The sequence below is a fragment of the Xanthomonas sp. LMG 12462 genome (assembly GCF_009192885.1).
Classification (GTDB): domain Bacteria; phylum Pseudomonadota; class Gammaproteobacteria; order Xanthomonadales; family Xanthomonadaceae; genus Xanthomonas_A; species Xanthomonas_A sontii.
On the sequence record NZ_NMPP01000013.1, the window covers coordinates 105,359 to 121,220 of the forward strand.

Genomic DNA, 15,862 nt, shown 5'->3' on the forward strand with positions numbered 1-15,862 from the left:
AGATGGACAGTGCGCCACGCGCTCGGCTACGTTTTGGTGGGAGGTCAGCCAGACCTGCTATTTCACTGGCGCCGGAGCGGGAGGGGGCGATGGCGAAACTAAGCTGTTGGCTGGGGCTGACCGGCTTCTTCTTGGTCGGATGCGCCAACGTCTCTACCAGCGAAGCTGTGGCAGCAGTCTCTGGAGACGCAATCTGTAAGCAAGCCGCCGATTGGGATGGTGGAGGGCCGTCGTCCGCGCGTCAGGTCACGCCAACGATCATAGAGAGCGAGGTGGGGCTTACCTATCATTTCGATCTGCGAGGAACGGACGGCTTGCGGTCGCTCGATGCCAGTTGTGGCTCGGGCAGCTACGCCGAGTGCAACTTCACTGCACATCGGCTGGATGACACGGCGTACCAGTTCTCAGAGCTCTCCACGTTTGGTCTTTGGCAGGTGCAGGGCCGCCTGTATCTGCTGTATCGCATCGTGTCACCGAAGAGCGACACAGCGGCCCGCAAGCGCCGGTTGGTGGAGTTGGCCGAGCCGCCTGTGGAGATCTGCAATCAGATCGGCGATTACTCGGACCTGATGTAGATGTCCTGCCGGATCGACAGGTTGCCTATGCGCTCTCTTCCCACTGGATCATCCGGGCCACAGGGTGCTGGGCACCTGCGGCCTCTAGACCACGCACCTCAGGGAATGGCTTTCGATGCGGGTTGACTCGGTCACGAGGTTGCAGCACAACGTGCGCAATTGCAGCTGGGCGCGTCTGCTGGCCCTCCAATGCATCTGGGTGGCACTCATCTGCACGCAAGCGCTAGCGGCGGATGCACCGCGCCTCTCCGTCGAGGGCATGAACAAGCACAGTGTCATCAAAGCGATGGGCTTGTTCCTGACACGCTCTCAGGTCGCGACGCAGGGGCGCGCGCAGCCCGTGCACTTCGAAAAACGCATCGTCTGCAGCGATCGCCGCATCAAGGTGGCCTTTGCCAAGGGACTGGGGCGCACGCCTGAGCGGATCTGCCACGTCGCCTCCGAGGCGCTCGCGTTCGTCAGCGCCCAGTCGCACGTGCAGAATATCGCCATCACGTTGCTCGTCGTGCCCAGTCGGGTGGACTACCAGGCGACCTTCTACAGGGTGGGCAGAGGGCCGAAGCTCGTCCTCGTCGCCCCGGTGCTGCAGAGCGAAGAGGCGACGCTGGCCAACGTCGCCGATCTGGTGGCACATGAGGGCTTCCACGTGGGCATGTTCGCCGCTGGCGACGTGTCGCTGGCTGGGAACGAATACGCCGCCTACCACTACGGGCTGTGCGGGCAACTGGTGGCATTGGGGCATCTGGAACCTTCTGCGCTGCCGGGCTTCGGCGTGGCGTCGGACGATCCGCATCTTGTCGACTCATCCGAGAGCGCCGAACGTGTGCGGACCGAGGTACTTCAGGCCTTCGGCGACCGACCCATGACGAGGGAAAGCCCCGCCGGTGCGGCGTTGCTTGCACAGTGCCGCGCGATTGCGCCTGCCAGTTCGAGACACTGAGGCTGACGTCTTCTGAGCTTCAGCCTGCCGGCGTCAGCCTTGGGCGCAGCACGCGGCACGCAGCACGCGGCGCGAGACGAGTGACGCCTGCTTGGCGTCGGCAAACAAGCAGATGCCTTGCACCCCCACGATGCGCTAGCATCCCCCGCACACGACGGCGCGCGGCGCCGTCCTTCAGGGGGCATCGATGAAACATTCCATGCTGGCCGCCGCCGTGGCGGCCTTGCTGTGCGGCTGTACCGTGGTCTCGCCCGATCCGGGGCAGCAGGCGGTGCTGGTGGACAAGCCGCTGCTGTTCGGCAAGGGCGGCATCCGCCTGGACGATGTGCGCGATCCCGGCCGCACCTACACCTGGATGACGACGTCGGCAGTGTACGTGGACACCACGCCGCAGACGGTGCAGGTGGCCTTCGACGACTTCTCGTCCAGCGACAACATCCTGTTGGACTTCTCCACGCAGATCCAATACCGCATCACCGCGCCGGCGCGGTTGCTGTCCGGCTTCGGGCAGGACTGGTTCAAGAACAACGTCGCCAGCCAGTACGCGGCGATCGTGCGCGATCAGGTCAAGCGCTACGACATGACGCGGATGATGAGCGACCCGGACAGTGCACGGAAGATCGACGAGGCGGTGACCGAGAACGTGCGTGCCTTGGTCAAGGAGCAGGGCCTGCCGATCCAGATCCAGAACATCACCCTCGGCCGCGCCCGTCCCAATCCCGACGTGCTGCAGCAGATGAACCTGACCGCGGCGCAGCAGCAGCGGGTCAAGACCCTGGTGGAAGCCACCACCGCCGAGCGCCAGCGCGAGCAGGAGCAGGTGGCCAAAGCCGATGCGGACAACGCCTACCGCAACCGCATGGGCCTGACCCCGGAGCAGTACCTGGCCAGCCAGATCGCCGAGATCAACGCTGAGGCCTGTGCCAAGGCGCAGGCCTGCTACATGGTGCCGTCGGGGACGTCGGTGATCGCCAAGTAGCACGACGCGGTAGAGGCGGGCTCGAGTGGCCCGTCGCTCGCGGACATCGGTTGTGGCATGCGCGTCGCGAATGCGGCGCGCCGGCAGCGGTTGTCGCGGTGCCGCGGGTCTGCCACTGTGACAGCCGTGTCCTGCGAGGAGATCCGCAGATGGAGTCCGCACAATCCTCAATGTCGCAGCGCCCGCCGGCGACCCGCCTGTTCGCTCTGCTGGCGCGCGATGCCCGCACCGGGGTGATCTTCCGCCGCGGGCCGAGCAAGCAGGTGCAGCTGATCCACTGGGATCTGCGCGACGACAGCTTCGTGCACGGTCAGTGGTTCAAGGGCCGCATCTACGACCGGCGGTGCGATCTGTCGCCGTCGGGGCGGCTGCTGGTGTATTTCGCCTCCAAGCAGCGCGGCGACTTCGGCACCTGGACCGCGTTGTCGCGGCCGCCGTTCTTCACCGCGCTGGCGCTGTGGCCGAAGGGCGACTGCTGGGGCGGCGGCGGGATGTTCGAGGACGAGCGGACCTTGTTGTTGAATCACCGGCCACGCGAGGGGCGGGATCCTTTTCCGATGCCCGCCGGCTTCCAGTTGCCGCACCATCTGCAGGTGCGGCCGTTCGGCACGCATTCGGGCGGCGGCGAGGACGAGCCGATCGACGGCGTGCTGCGCGAGCGCGATGGCTGGCAGTTGCGCGATGCCGGCGAGGGCGAACGTGGCGGGCTGCGCAGCGGCGCATTGTTCCGCTTCAGCCGCCCGCGCGTGCGCGAGAAGCTCGGCGCCAACGGCCGCCGCCTGCAGTCGCTGCTGCATGCGGTCGGCCAGGAAAACCATGCCTGGTATGGCCAGGATCACCGGGTGCTGGACCGCGACGGCACCGTGCTGGTCGACCTGCCGGGCAGCGACTGGGCCGACTGGGACGGCGGCGACCTGGTGTTCGCGCGCGAGGGCGGGCTGTATCGTCTGCGCAAGAGCGACTTCGGCGAGGTGGCGCAGCGGGGTGCCCAGGTATTCCGGTTGCTGCACGATTTCAGCGGCGCACGCTTTGCACCGTTGGCGCCGACGGCGGATGCGCTGAAATATTGAGCGGCCGTTGCGCGGTGCCTTCAGTAAACCTCTGCGAACACGTGCCAGTAAATGGCGTTGCTTTAGAAGACCTTTAACGGCGGCCGGCCGGCACCTGTGGGAACGGCTTCAGCCGCGACAACGCCATCCGTGGAGATGCAGTATCCGCCCGACCGGCGGCGTGCGCGCCGCGCCTCACTGCCGCGGAACACCCAGCAGAAACTTCAAGCCATGGGTAAGCCCACGCGGTGCAACGCTCAGGTGATCCTCGTCGTCCAGCACGTCCAACTGTAGGCGCAGCGACGGATAGTGCCGCCCGCGCAAGGTCTGCACCATCTGCTGCGCGTCGGTCACCATGTCGTAGCGCTTGCCGTAGCGGCGCTGTTCGTACTCGCCGACATACATGTAGACCTGTGCCGGAAGATCGTGGTGACTGGAAGCGAAGCGCGCTTCCTCGGCGCGCATGGCATGCGCGCCGAACCAGTACGACGGACTACCCAGGATGTAGCCGGAAAACAGCTCGGGTGTGCTCAGCAGGATCTGCGTACCGAGCAGGCCGCCGTAGGAATGGCCAAGGAACAGGCGCCTTGCTTCATCGGTGCGATAGCGTTGCGCGACGAAGGGCAGCACCTGATCTCGCAAGTAGGCAATGTAGGTGCTGGAACCCCCGTGAGTAGCACCGGCGGCCGCAACATCGCCGGCCTCGGTGGTGGGCGTGTAGTCGCGGCGCCGGCTCGGCATCGGCTCATCGCCGAGTGAATACGACAAGCCGACCAGGATGAAGTCCTCGATAGCCGGACCTTCGCCGTTCAAGCGCCGCGCAATCTGCCGCGCCACCGGAAACGCATAGTCGGCATCGGTGGCATACAGCACCGGGTAGCGCCGCTCGGGATGGTCGGCATAGCCGGCAGGCAACGCCACGAACACCTGGTAGGTGCGGCCGGACACGGGATCGGGGACCTCCCACACCTCGGTCCCGGCCAGTTCGTACGGCGCACCGCTGCCGCGCTGACCGCCGAGCTGCGTTGCTACTGTGCGTGCGGGAGGTGGTGCCGGTTGCGTGGTGGCGTCCTTCCTTGCCGCCGCTGCCGCTGCGGCGGGCGCCTGCGCCGTGTTCGTGCACCCGGCGAGCAGCAGGCACGTCCAGACCAGCCAAAGCGCTTTCCTCATTCCGTCGTTTCCGTTTGTTCGGGTCCGCGCGCGAGTCGGCGCATCTGCATGGTGCCATGGCGGTGCGAGTGCCGGCGCCTCGCGTGTTGTGAATCGCGCGCGCATCCGCTCCGCGCTCCCTGCCGCCCGTGTCGACTGGACCTGCGAAAAGGAGATTCCGGCGCTGGCGGCTTCCTTCTGCATGAAAGGTGGATTAGGTTGCCTGCACTTGGGGGGAATCGCATGCGTATCGCGTTGGTCATCGTCGTTGCCGTGGCATCGCTCTGGCTGCCTGCTGCAGGAAGTGCTGCGGCGCCGGCCGGGCGGCAAGTCCCGATCAGGATCGCCTCGGTCTCGATCCAATACACATACATGGGGTGGGGGTACGTCGATGAACGTTTCCACTTGGTTCCGGCGCGCAACGGCATGGGGTTCGTCATGCGCTGGTCGGACAAGGATGGGGCGAGGCACGCCGAGCAGCGGGTCGCCACGGACAAGGTGATGGCACTGTTCGCGGCGGCACGCGGGCCTCGCATCGACCGCGCGACCGGGCTTGACGTGTTGCAGCAGCGGGCGATGGCGCCGGCGACCATCGCCAGAATCCGCAATGCGCTGTTTGTCGATCGGAATTGCCCACCCCTACAACAGCGCCAACTGCATGCCGCGCAAGTGAATGGAGATGGCGTGAGAGACGCGCTCGAGCGGCTCTATGGCGAATCTATCCCATGGACCGACGATAGCCCGTCCATGACGATCCGCATCGTGCCCGAACGCGGGGCGCCGCTGGTGTTCCATTCGCAGTCGCAGAAGCCGTTCATGCTGGCGTGGATCCACGGTGTGCCTGGGATCCGAAGAGATGAGGCGATGGATGGCCCCAAGGCGACCTGGTCGCTGCCGCTCAGCGATGCGCTTGTGGAGATCCTGCCGGCCCTGTCGCCTGCACGAAAGCGCTTGGCGCGCGAGCAGCTGGTGAGGGTGCTGGCTCGGAACCTGGAACGCCGCTCTTCTTTAGCCTGCTCTCAGGGTCGTGGCAACGCGTACGCAGGGCGTTGAATCTTCGGCGCCTGGCTCTTGCCGGAGAGTCGGCCAGGCAGGGCGCGCAACCAGCTGGCAGGTGCTCCTTGGTGTCGTCCGCATGTGTGCGTATAGACTGGCAACTCCATACCGGGGGCGTCCGATGAAAGTACTTCGCTGCCTGTTGCTACCGGCCCTGCTGTGCGTCGCCGCATTCGCCCAGGCCCAGGACGACACGCGCCGCATCGCGGTAACCATCGACGACCTGCCGTGGCAGCGCATCGAGCAGACGCCGCCGGCCCAGTTGCCGGCGCTGCATGCGCAATTGATGGCCTCGCTGCGGCAGGCGCAGGTGCCCATCGTCGGCTTCGTCAACGAGGACAAGCTGGAGCAGGACGGTCAAGTGCAGCCGCAACGCGTGGCGATGCTGCGCGACTGGCTGGATGCCGGCTATGCGCTGGGCAACCACACCTACGGCCACGTGAACCTGCACCAGGTCGGCGTCCCGGCGTACGAAGATGCGATCGTGCGTGGCGAGCGCACCTTGCGGCCGTTGCTCACGGAGCGTGGCCAGTCGCTGCAGTGGTTCCGTCATCCCTACCTAGCGACCGGCCGCAGCGTTGCCGACCGCGAGGCGGTCAACGCGTTCCTGGCCGCGCATGGCTACCGCATCGCGCCGGTCACCGTGGACAGCGGCGAGTGGGTGTGGGCGTTCGCCTACGCGCATGTGCTGGACGAGCCGGCAGGCCCGGCGCGCGATGCCATGCTGCTGCGGCTGCGCAAGGGCTACGTGCCGTATATGCTCAACAAGCTGGATTTCTTCGAGCACGAATCGCAGGCCCTGTTCGGCCGCCGCATCCCGCAGGTGTGGCTGATGCATGCCAATGCGCTCAACGCGGCCGCCTTCCCGGATCTGGTCGCGGCCACGCGCCGTCGCGGCTACGCCTTCATTTCCCTGGATGAAGCGTTGCGCGACCCTGCCTACACCCATGCCGAGGGCTACACTGGCCCCGGCGGGATTAGTTGGCTGCACCGTTGGGCGATGGCTGAGGACAAGCCCAAGGACTTCTATGCTGGTGAACCCGTGGTGCCGCGGTGGGTGTTCGCGCTGGCGGGGGTGGATTCGGAGTAATGCAGGGATCGTCTCGTAACGCCCGCCAAATCGGAGCAAAGGATTATGAGTCCCTGGATGTCGCTGCCCAGTCGCACACGCGGTATGGGTGCCCAAGCGAGATAGCCACAGGAACTAGATTTCCGAAAGAAAGCTGCTCGGAACTGCCTGGGTGAGCCAGACGCCATTGTCCGCCTGAAAGAAGGCAAAGCCCTGCTGGTGCATTCGCAGGGCTTCGACTTTCAGGACAACCGGCTTGCCATGACGTTGCCCGACCGTGGTCGCGGTGGCGATGTCCTGCGACAGGTGCACGTGATGCCGTTGGCCCGCACGCAAGCCCTCGGCCAGGATCGCGTCCAGAAACCGTGTGGCGGTGCCGTGGTAGAGGAACTCTGGCGGCACCTTGGCGTCGTACTGAATGGCGACGCTCTCAGTCGAATGGCCCTGGACAGCACGGATGCGCCGGCCATCTTCCGAGAGCGCAAAACGCTTTTTGTCGCTGCTGTCCACCACGGCGCGAATGAGGTCTGCGTCGAGCGTCCTGCCGCTTTGCGCAGCACCTGCGATCAATGCATCGACCTCCGCCCAGCCTTCGCTGTCGAGGGTAATGCCAGCGGCCTGTGGCTCGTGGCGAAGCACAAAGCTGAGGAACTTGCTGATGTCTGTGTGTTGCTTGCTCTTATGCATTCCGGTGGCTAAACAATTCCAACCATCGCTCGGCGACGCCGATAGTGGCTTCCGCTCAGTTGGCTGGCAACGGTGGAGGTGATGCAGCGTGGGCTCGAGTTGGCGCGGTGCAATCTTACGCGTCGTGGAGTGCGAGGATCGCCAATCAAGCCGGTGTCTGGCGAGTTTGATGTAAAGACGAAGGGGGGTGCCGCACCTCCGCCGGCAAGATGTTGAACGGCTAAGTGTCGGCACAGCCGACCGCTGGCACCTTCACCCTCCACGCACGCATGGCCAGATGACGATGGCTCCTCTCCGCTCACCCTGACGCCCATGTCCTCGTCCAAGACGCCTCCGTGGAAGAAGCCGAATCCGCGCGGTCAGCGCAGCCAGCCCTTGTCGTCGTCGCAGAAGGAAGCGGCGAAGCAGCGCGCCGAGGAGAACGGCCGCCCGTATCCGAACCTGGTCGACAACATGTGGGCGGCGCGGCTGCCGCATGCGACGTCCTCCTGCAGTTCGGACATCGACGTGGAATAATCACGGCGTGTGCGCTTGGAGTGGGGGTGTACCTGGCGCGCGTTGTCGGAAGAATGTCGGAGTTCGCCAGTGCGGCCGCCGGGCTGGTTTTCCCGGCGCGCGTGATTGATGAATGCCGATACACCGGAGCTCGGACGCACCCTTGGTCTGCGCCGGGCGATGCCCATACCGTGCCATGCCGGCACAGGGCCGGTCATCGCATCCAGGTACGGGTATGACTCCGCAAGAACAGCAGCTTCTCGAAGACTTCCTGGCGCGCCTGCGCAGCGCCGGCGGGGTGGCCAAAGATCCGCAGGCCGACGCGCTGATCCACGCGCGCCTGGCCGATCAACCCGATGCCGCGTATCTGCTGGTGCAGCGCACCTTGCTGCTGGAGCACGCGCTGGAGGCCGCCAAGGCGCAGATCGCGCAGTTGCAGCAGGCGGCCACGCCCCCGCCGCCGCCGGCCAGCTTCCTGGGCCAGGGCTTCAATGCGGCGCCGCCGCCGTTGCCCCCGGCGCCCGCCACCACAGGCGTCGCGGGCGCCGGTGCGCCCGGCTGGCGCGAGCGCTGGTTCGGCGGTGGCGCTGCGGCCGCGGAGCCGACGCCGGCACCGGCCGCCGCGCGTGGCCCCAGCTTCCTCAGCACCGCGGCCACCACGGCGGCCGGCGTGGCCGGCGGCATGTTCCTGTTCGAGGGCGTGGAAAGCCTGCTGGGCGGCCACCACGGCGGTGGTTTGTTCGGCGGCGGCGCTCCGCAGGAAACCGTGGTCGAGAACATCACCAACAACTACTACGACGACACGCCGCAGCAGGACATGGGCCAGGACTTCCAGGACGACGGCGACTTCGGTAACGACAACTGGACGTAACCTCGTCGCTTGCATTGCTGCCTGATCGAGCAGTCAGGCGAGCGCCGGTAGGGCGCTCGCCTGAGATTCGGCAGGCTGGCCATCCATCGCTTCAGGAATCTATTCAAAAAAGCAGTCTTCAATGGGCTGGTATCAAAGTAAGTTTCAAATAATACAGTCACTTACAGGTCTAGTTCTCTTGACTATCTATTCATAAATCTATTCAATCCGGGAATGAGCGAGGCCCGGCTACGCGATCTGATTGCTTTTCTGCGCCATGAGGGGGCAGCGACGGCGCCTGGTATCGCAGCGGCGCTCGGCATCAGCCAGCCGACGGTCTCGCGTCTGCTCAGCGCTGCCGGCGATCAGGTGCTGCGGATCGGCAAGGCGCGCGCCACGCGCTACGCGCTCAGCCGCACGTTGGGCCGGGCAGGCCGACGCTGGCCCCTGTTCCGTCTGCGTCCTGACGGGCGCGCCGAGACGCTTGGCGATCTCCATGCCATGCACGGCGATGGATTTCTGTTCGTTCCGCAGAACGCGCGACCGGTTCTGGTGCATGGTGAATTCGCCGATGGCGTGTTCCCGGGGCTGCCGTGGTTCCTGGACGATCAGCGCCCGCAAGGCTTCCTCGGCCGTGCCTTCGCACGGCGCGTCGCCGAAGACATCTGCGCGCCGCAGGATCTGCAGCGCTGGCAGCCTGACGATGTCGTCCTGTCGTTGCTGCGGCATGGCGACGATCAGCCCGGCGACCTGGTCCTGGGCGAGTTCGCTTTGCAGCGTGCGCAACAGGCCGCCCTGCAGCCGGCTGATGCGCTGGAGAAGGCGCAGCGATCCCAGCATTATCCGCAGCGCGCCGATGCCGTCTTGCGTGGCGAGGCGGTGGGCTCGTCGGCAGGAGGCGAACAACCGAAGTTCACCGCAATCCTGCACACGGAAGGCGGCTACACGGCGGTCATCGTCAAGTTCAGCGAGCGTGCCGGCACGCCGGCCGCGCAGCGTTGGAGCGACCTGCTGCGGTGTGAACACCTGGCCAGCGACATCCTGCGTGCGCACGGCATCGCTGCCGTCGAGAGCGAACTGCTCGAGAGCGACGGTCGCGTGTTCCTGCAGTCCACGCGGTTCGACCGCACGCCTGTGCTGGGACGGCGCGGCTTCGTCTCGTTGGCTGCGGTGGATGCGGCCTACTTCGGCCATGGGCGCATCGACTGGTGGTCGTTCGCACCGCAACTGCAGCGCGAAGGCTGGCTGAGCGACGCAGATGCGCAGCGCCTGCGCGTGTGCGGTTGGTTCGGCGCCTTGATCGGCAACAACGACATGCATCTGGGCAACGCTGGCCTGATGCTGGGCGATGCCTTGCCGCTGGCGTTGGCGCCGATCTACGACATGTTGCCGATGGCGTTCCGACCCGCGGCCAGCGGCGAGGTGGTGGAGCGCGCCTATGTGGTGCCGTTGCCGACACCAGACCAGCGCGACGACTGGCGTGCGGCGGCCGGCATGGCGGTGCCGTTCTGGGAGCGTGTCATCGAGGACGTGCATGTGTCCGCGGCATTCCACAGCATTGCGCGGGACGCGCTGGCGCAGTTGACCCGCGCCCTGCCGCGGATCGGTTGAGCGCTTTCGCGCAGCGTTAAATCACCCGACACATCGCCCTCACGCGGGCCGGACATGCGGCAGTGGAAGCTGCCGTGACTCCCCACCACGAGGTCCTGCCCATGGCTGCCACCAGCACACGTGTCCGTCTGCATGTCGAAGATACCGGCGGTGCCGGTCGTCCGGTGATCCTGATCCATGGCTGGCCGCTGTCGGCCGAGGCGTGGAAGGACCAGGTCGGGCCGCTGCAGCAGGCCGGCTACCGGGTCATCGCCTACGATCGTCGCGGCTTCGGCCGTTCGGAGAAGCCGGCCGACGGCTACGAGTACGACACCCTGGCCGACGATCTGGCCGGCATCATCGAAGACAAGCAGTTGCGCGAGGCGGTGCTGGTCGGCTTCTCGATGGGCGGTGGCGAGGTGGCGCGCTACGTGGCGCGGCATGGCACCGAGAAGCTGGCAGCGGTAGTGTTCGCCTCCGCGGTGCCGCCGTACATGCTCAAGACCGACGACAATCCGGAAGGGCCGCTGAGCAAGGAGCAGGCGCAGGAGATGGAGCAGGGGCTGAAGGCCTCGCGCGAGACGTTCTTCGATGACTTCACCCGCGGCTTCTTCAGCGCCCACGGCACGCTGAAGGTCAGCGAGGCGCAGCGCCAGGAGGCGATCGCGCTATGCCTGCAGAGCGACCAGACCGCGGCGCTGGGCTGCATGCAGGCGTTCGGCACCACCGATTTCCGCGAGGACCTCAAGAAGGTCGACGTGCCGACCCTGGTGCTGCACGGCGATGCCGACGCCACGGTGCCGTACGAAGGCTCGGGCCAGCGCACCCATCGCGCCATCGCCGGCAGCGACGTGGTGTTGCTGAGGGATGCGCCGCATGGCTGCAACACCAGTCATGCCGAGGAGTTCAATCAGGCGCTGTTGGGGTTCCTGGCCAAGCTGGGCTGATCGCTGGGGCGTATCTCGGTGCCGACGCTCACGGCGTGGCACCGCGACGACGTGGACAGTACTCCCGAAACGCCCGCGGCAGCGCCGGGCTGCCGCGGGTCGATCCAACAAATTCAAACCATCGCGACGATCACTCGCCGACCAGCGTCGCCACGCTTTGCGGGTCGACATAGACCACGGTCTGGCCCGAAGCGACGCTGTACTTGCCGCCGTAGCCGACGTTGAGGCTGGACGAGGTGCTGTACTTGGTGAACGCGGTGGCGCTGCCGGCGGGCACGCGCACGGTGATCTGCCGATGCTGGGTGCCGGTGTTGACCGCCACCAGAACCAGCTTGCCGCTCGGGGTCTTGTAGGCGCTGACGGCGACGTCGTTATACGGCGCGGCGGTGGCGCCGATGCGCACGGACCCCGGACGCACGAAGCGTGCGTATTGCGACATCACGTAGCCGCGCTTGCTCACCGTGCCGTTCTCGGCGATCAGCCCGTAGCTGCGGCGGATATACCACCAGATGTAGCCGCTGTAGTTGGCCAGCATGCTGTTGTGCAGTTCGCTGCCCACGCCGAGCGCGGACGGCCAGGCGTTGCCGTCGGTGTTGTCGGTGTAGTGCTCGGTCATCCACAGCTGCTTGCCCTTGCTGCGCGCCAGCGGGTAGTCCTTGGGCTGCACGCCATACAGGTGGCCGCCGACGATGGACAGGTACTGGGCGGCGCTGCTGTTGAGCACCGGGTCGGTCAGCGCGGTGTTGAAGCCCAGCGACTCGGCGGCGAGCAGCTTGAACTTGCCGAACTTCGCGCCCTGCGCGCTGATGAAATTGAGGAAGTCGGTGCCGTTCCAGTCGCCCGACTCGTAGTCCGGATGCCAGTCCGGCTCGTTCTGCAGCGACAGGGCGTAGATCGGTGCGCCCTTGCTGTCCATGTAGGCGGTGAAATCCAGCAGGTGCTTGGCGTACGCGTCGTAGTACTGGGGCAGCAGCTTGCCGCCGTTGTTGAGGCTGTTGTTGGACTTCATGTAGGCCGGCGCCGACCACGGCGTGGCCAGCAGCACCGCGCCGTGCGCGCGGGCCCGCACCGCCGACGGCACCTGCTGGCTCCAGCCGGAACTGGACGGATCGATGCGCATGCGCATGATCGACAGGCCGATCTGCCCGGTGTCGCTGCCGAACGCCAGGTCGACCTGGGCCGGTGTGAGATCGGCGACCCAGCCGGCGCCGTTCATGCCGCCGAAGCCCTGGATGGTCTGGTGAACTTCGGACGGATTGACGGTGACGGTCTGCGCCAGGGCAGTGCCGGCCGAGAACAACGTGGCGGCTGCGGCAAGCAAGGTGCCGAGCAAACGAGGGGTCTTCATGGCGTGTCCAGCGGTTGGGGGAGGCGTGACGCTAGCCAGCGCAGATGACCATTTCAATGTCGCGATCGTCCAAAGCGTTCAAGTGAGACCGGTGGCGCAACGCGAGCACAACGGCGTCCTCAGTCCACATCGGTGCACGGGTCGCGCTGGATACGCGATGCAGCGTTGGCGCATCATGCGTTACGCGGTGAGGTACGGCGTGCGGATTGTGCGCAGTTGCGCGCGCAAACGCCGCAAGATGCACAAGTGCGCGCATGGCAAAACTGCGCACAATGCAGGCGCTGGCACAGCGCAGGGGGCGTGCCGGCGTTTCCTCTTGCGAAGGTGTTGCGCATGCCACTGTTCCGTGTTCCGCAACGCTGCGGCGTTGCCCTGTTCGCTGCGATGCTGTCGATTCTGCTCTGCCTGCCGATGCTGGCGCAGGCGCAGGCCACCCGTTATCGCGACGTCGCGCCGCTGTTGCTGGGCGTGGCCTGGTATCCGGAGCAGTGGCCGGAGGCCCAGTGGGAGCACGATCTGGCGCTGATGCAGGCGGCGCACGTGCGCGTGGTGCGGATCGGCGAGTTCGCCTGGAGCCGGATGGAGCCGCGCGAAGGGCAGTACGACTTCGACTGGATGGACCGCGCCATCGCCGCGGCCGCGCGCCACGGCATGGTGGTGGTGCTGGGCACGCCGACGGCGGCGCCGCCGGCGTGGTTGACCCAGACCTATCCGGACACCTTGCGGGTCAGCCAGGACGGTGTGCGCGACGAGCACGGCAACCGCCAGCAGTTCTCCTTCGCCAGCACCCGCTACCGGCGCTTCGCGCATGCCATCGCCGAGCAGATGGCGCAGCGCTACGGGCACAACCCGCACGTGGTCGGCTGGCAACTGGACAACGAGTACGCGCAGTCCTCGTTCGATCCCGAGGCCAAGGTGCAGTTCCACGCGTGGCTGCAGCGCAAGTACGGCAGCATCGAGGCGCTCAACCAGCGTTGGGCCACCGCCTACTGGAGCCAGACCTACAGCGACTTCGCGCAGATCCCGGTGCGCGAGGACGAGGAAAATCCGGCGCTGCTGCTGGAGTGGAAGCGCTTCGTCAGCGACACCTGGGCCGACTATTCGCGCAACCAGATCGACGCGATCCGCCCGCATGCCGATCCGCGCCAGTTCATCACCACCAACACCATGGGCTGGTTCGCCGGTTTCGACGCCTACACCGTGCACGACGTGCTCGACATCGCCGCCTGGGACGACTACGTCGCCGGCGAGCGCTACGACTGGGTCGACAACGCCGCCCGCCACGATCTGACCCGCGGCTACAAGCAGCGCAACTACTGGGTGATGGAAACCCAGCCGGGCTTCGTCAACTGGCGCGCAACCAACGTGGCGCTGCGCAAGGGCCAGGTACGCGCGATGGCGTGGCAGGCGGTGGCGCATGGCGCCGATGCGGTCTCGTACTGGCAGTGGCGCGCCGCGCCCAACGGGCAGGAGGAATACCACGGCACCCTGGTCGGCGCCGACGGCACGCCGGTGCCGGTGTATGCGGAGATCCAGCAGGTCGGCGCGGAGTTCGCCAAGGCCGGTCCGGCGCTGGCCGGCACCACGCCGCAGGCGCAGGTGGCGCTGATCAACGACTTCGACAGCCGCTGGGCGATCGGCTTCCAGAAGCACGCGGCCGACTTCGATCCGGTCGTGCAGATGAAGAGCTTCTACCGGCCGCTGCGGCAGCAGGCGCAGGTGGTCGACGTGGTCTCGGCGATGGCGCCACTGGAGCGCTACAAGCTGGTGGTGGCGCCGGCGCTGAACGTGCTGACCGAGGCGCAGGCACAGCGGCTGAAGGCCTATGTCGAACACGGCGGGCATCTGGTGCTGGGGCCGCGCAGCGGCATGAAGGACATAGACAACGGACTGCATCCGCAGCGCCAGCCTGGTCCGCTGGCGGCGTTGCTCGGTGGGCGCGTGGAGCAGTTCTATGCGCTGGACAAGCCGATCCCGCTGGCCGGTGCGGGCGCCGACGGCAGCGCCAAAATCTGGGCCGAACAGTTGCAGGCCACCGCCGCCGAAACCACCGCACCGCTGCAGTACGGCGCAGCCAATGGATGGCTGGACGGCGCGCCGGCACTGCTGACCCGGCGCGTCGGCAAGGGCCGCATCAGCTATGTCGGCGGCTGGTTCGACGACGCCACGCTGGATCGCCTCACCGGCGACTGGTTGCGCGACGCCGGGGTGCAGGCGCCGCTGGCCGATGTGCCGGAGGATGTGGAAGTGGGCGTGCGCAGCGACGGCGCGCGCCGCATCGTGGTGCTGATCAACCACGGCGCCACCGCGCACACCGTGCGGCTGCCGGCGCCGATGCGCGCGCTGCTGGGTCCGACGCCGAGCAACGACACGGTGCAACTGGCGCCCGACGACGTGGCGGTGCTGGAACAGCGTCGCTGACGACTGCGGCGGTGCGCTGCGGCGCACCGCTGGCCCTGCGATGAAGGATCGGTGCGGTGGGCTCACCTGTGCCGCGCTTGCCGTGGCCGCGTCGCGTCCGTGCGCCACGCGCAAGGACACGCTCTACAATGCAGGTGCCAGCGGGCGTCGCCGCCGCCATCGCGTCGCGGCCTCGTTTCCTCACTGGAGTTGCGTGTGTCTTTGTCTTCTTCCCGTCCGTTGTCGCCGATGGGCCGGCTGTTCGCCGCTGCCGCCGTGTTCGAAGGCCTGACCTGGGCCGGCCTGTTGCTCGGCATGCTGCTCAAGTACGGCACCCAGACCACCGAGCTGGGCGTGTGGCTGTTCGGCCGTCTGCATGGCGTGGCGTTCCTGCTGTATGTGGTCGCCAGCCTGCTCGCGGCGCTGCGGTTGCGCTGGCCCTGGTGGGCGTGGGCGCTGAGCCTGCTGGCGGCGCTGCCGCCGCTGGTCACGGTGCCGCTGGAACTGTGGTTCCGCCGGATCGGCCTGCTCGGCGCGCCAGGGCAGCGTGCCGTGGAATAGTGCAGGCGCTGCGGCGCAGGCGAGACATCTTGCCCTGTGCGCTGCGCTGCATCGGTAGTGCGTTGTGACTGTATTCTCCGGCAGCTCTCTAGAATGCTGTCCCCAGTGCAGGCGAGGAGGCCATGGGCAAACGCAAACGACGACCGCCCCCGCCAATGCCGACACCC

At 66.8% G+C, this 15,862-nt stretch carries 15 protein-coding genes; 12 read left to right on the forward strand and 3 right to left on the reverse strand.

Annotated features, from left to right (window positions below; all coding sequences use genetic code 11):
- Positions 1-89: 89 nt before the first annotated feature.
- The 4 genes from CEK69_RS21195 to CEK69_RS04495 all read left to right on the forward strand — a co-directional run bounded on the left by CEK69_RS21195 (position 90) and on the right by CEK69_RS04495 (position 3,564).
- The gene (locus CEK69_RS21195; RefSeq protein WP_226975032.1) at positions 90-575 is read left to right on the forward strand and encodes a hypothetical protein; all 486 of its coding nucleotides are present in this window, start codon (positions 90-92) and stop codon (positions 573-575) included.
- A gap of 115 nt (positions 576-690) precedes the next feature.
- Complete coding sequence (locus tag CEK69_RS04485; RefSeq protein WP_152244093.1) at positions 691-1,515, forward strand: hypothetical protein; 825 nt, start codon at positions 691-693, stop codon at positions 1,513-1,515.
- 199 nt (positions 1,516-1,714) lie between these two features.
- Positions 1,715-2,494 (forward strand): SPFH domain-containing protein, encoded by a 780-nt coding sequence (locus CEK69_RS04490; RefSeq protein WP_017907998.1) that lies wholly within the window; start codon positions 1,715-1,717, stop codon positions 2,492-2,494.
- A gap of 170 nt (positions 2,495-2,664) precedes the next feature.
- A complete protein-coding gene (locus tag CEK69_RS04495) occupies positions 2,665-3,564 on the forward strand; it encodes a hypothetical protein (RefSeq protein ID WP_152244095.1) in 900 nt (299 codons plus the stop codon).
- Between the two features lie 174 nt (positions 3,565-3,738).
- Here the strand turns inward: CEK69_RS04495 and CEK69_RS04500 are convergent, their stop codons facing one another.
- On the reverse strand, positions 3,739-4,713 hold the full coding sequence (locus CEK69_RS04500; RefSeq protein WP_152244129.1) for an alpha/beta hydrolase-fold protein: 975 nt from the start codon (positions 4,711-4,713) through the stop codon (positions 3,739-3,741).
- Between the two features lie 222 nt (positions 4,714-4,935).
- On the opposite strand from CEK69_RS04500, the gene CEK69_RS04505 reads away from it, so the two are divergent.
- Both CEK69_RS04505 and CEK69_RS04510 read left to right on the forward strand, forming a co-directional pair.
- A complete protein-coding gene (locus CEK69_RS04505; protein ID WP_152244097.1) occupies positions 4,936-5,745 on the forward strand; it encodes a hypothetical protein in 810 nt (269 codons plus the stop codon).
- 124 nt (positions 5,746-5,869) lie between these two features.
- Positions 5,870-6,838: a polysaccharide deacetylase family protein gene (locus CEK69_RS04510; protein WP_152244099.1), complete on the forward strand. Its 969-nt coding sequence runs from the start codon at positions 5,870-5,872 to the stop codon at positions 6,836-6,838.
- A 114-nt stretch (positions 6,839-6,952) separates the two neighbouring features.
- Here CEK69_RS04510 and CEK69_RS04515 read toward each other — a convergent pair whose 3' ends face one another.
- Positions 6,953-7,504, reverse strand: a complete 552-nt coding sequence (locus CEK69_RS04515) for an RNA 2'-phosphotransferase (RefSeq protein ID WP_152244101.1) — start codon at positions 7,502-7,504, stop codon at positions 6,953-6,955.
- A 312-nt stretch (positions 7,505-7,816) separates the two neighbouring features.
- On the opposite strand from CEK69_RS04515, the gene CEK69_RS04520 reads away from it, so the two are divergent.
- From CEK69_RS04520 to CEK69_RS04535, 4 genes are all read left to right on the forward strand, one after another.
- The gene (locus CEK69_RS04520; RefSeq protein WP_152244103.1) at positions 7,817-8,020 is read left to right on the forward strand and encodes a hypothetical protein; all 204 of its coding nucleotides are present in this window, start codon (positions 7,817-7,819) and stop codon (positions 8,018-8,020) included.
- 214 nt (positions 8,021-8,234) lie between these two features.
- A complete protein-coding gene (locus CEK69_RS04525; RefSeq protein WP_152244105.1) occupies positions 8,235-8,870 on the forward strand; it encodes a DUF2076 family protein in 636 nt (211 codons plus the stop codon).
- A 213-nt stretch (positions 8,871-9,083) separates the two neighbouring features.
- Positions 9,084-10,460: a type II toxin-antitoxin system HipA family toxin YjjJ gene (gene yjjJ / locus CEK69_RS04530; protein ID WP_152244107.1), complete on the forward strand. Its 1,377-nt coding sequence runs from the start codon at positions 9,084-9,086 to the stop codon at positions 10,458-10,460.
- A gap of 101 nt (positions 10,461-10,561) precedes the next feature.
- Positions 10,562-11,386, forward strand: a complete 825-nt coding sequence (locus CEK69_RS04535; RefSeq protein WP_152244109.1) for an alpha/beta hydrolase — start codon at positions 10,562-10,564, stop codon at positions 11,384-11,386.
- 130 nt (positions 11,387-11,516) lie between these two features.
- Here CEK69_RS04535 and CEK69_RS04540 read toward each other — a convergent pair whose 3' ends face one another.
- Entirely contained in the window at positions 11,517-12,734 is a 1,218-nt protein-coding gene (locus tag CEK69_RS04540; RefSeq protein WP_193313894.1) for a glycoside hydrolase family 30 beta sandwich domain-containing protein, read from the reverse strand.
- Positions 12,735-13,067: 333 nt separating this feature from the next.
- On the opposite strand from CEK69_RS04540, the gene CEK69_RS04550 reads away from it, so the two are divergent.
- Positions 13,068-15,155 carry a beta-galactosidase gene (locus CEK69_RS04550; RefSeq protein WP_152244113.1) on the forward strand — a complete coding sequence of 696 codons (2,088 nt, stop codon included), beginning with the start codon at positions 13,068-13,070 and terminating at the stop codon, positions 15,153-15,155.
- Positions 15,156-15,383: 228 nt separating this feature from the next.
- Positions 15,384-15,695 (forward strand): DUF3817 domain-containing protein, encoded by a 312-nt coding sequence (locus tag CEK69_RS04555; protein WP_193313900.1) that lies wholly within the window; start codon positions 15,384-15,386, stop codon positions 15,693-15,695.
- The last annotated feature ends 167 nt before the right edge of the window (positions 15,696-15,862 follow it).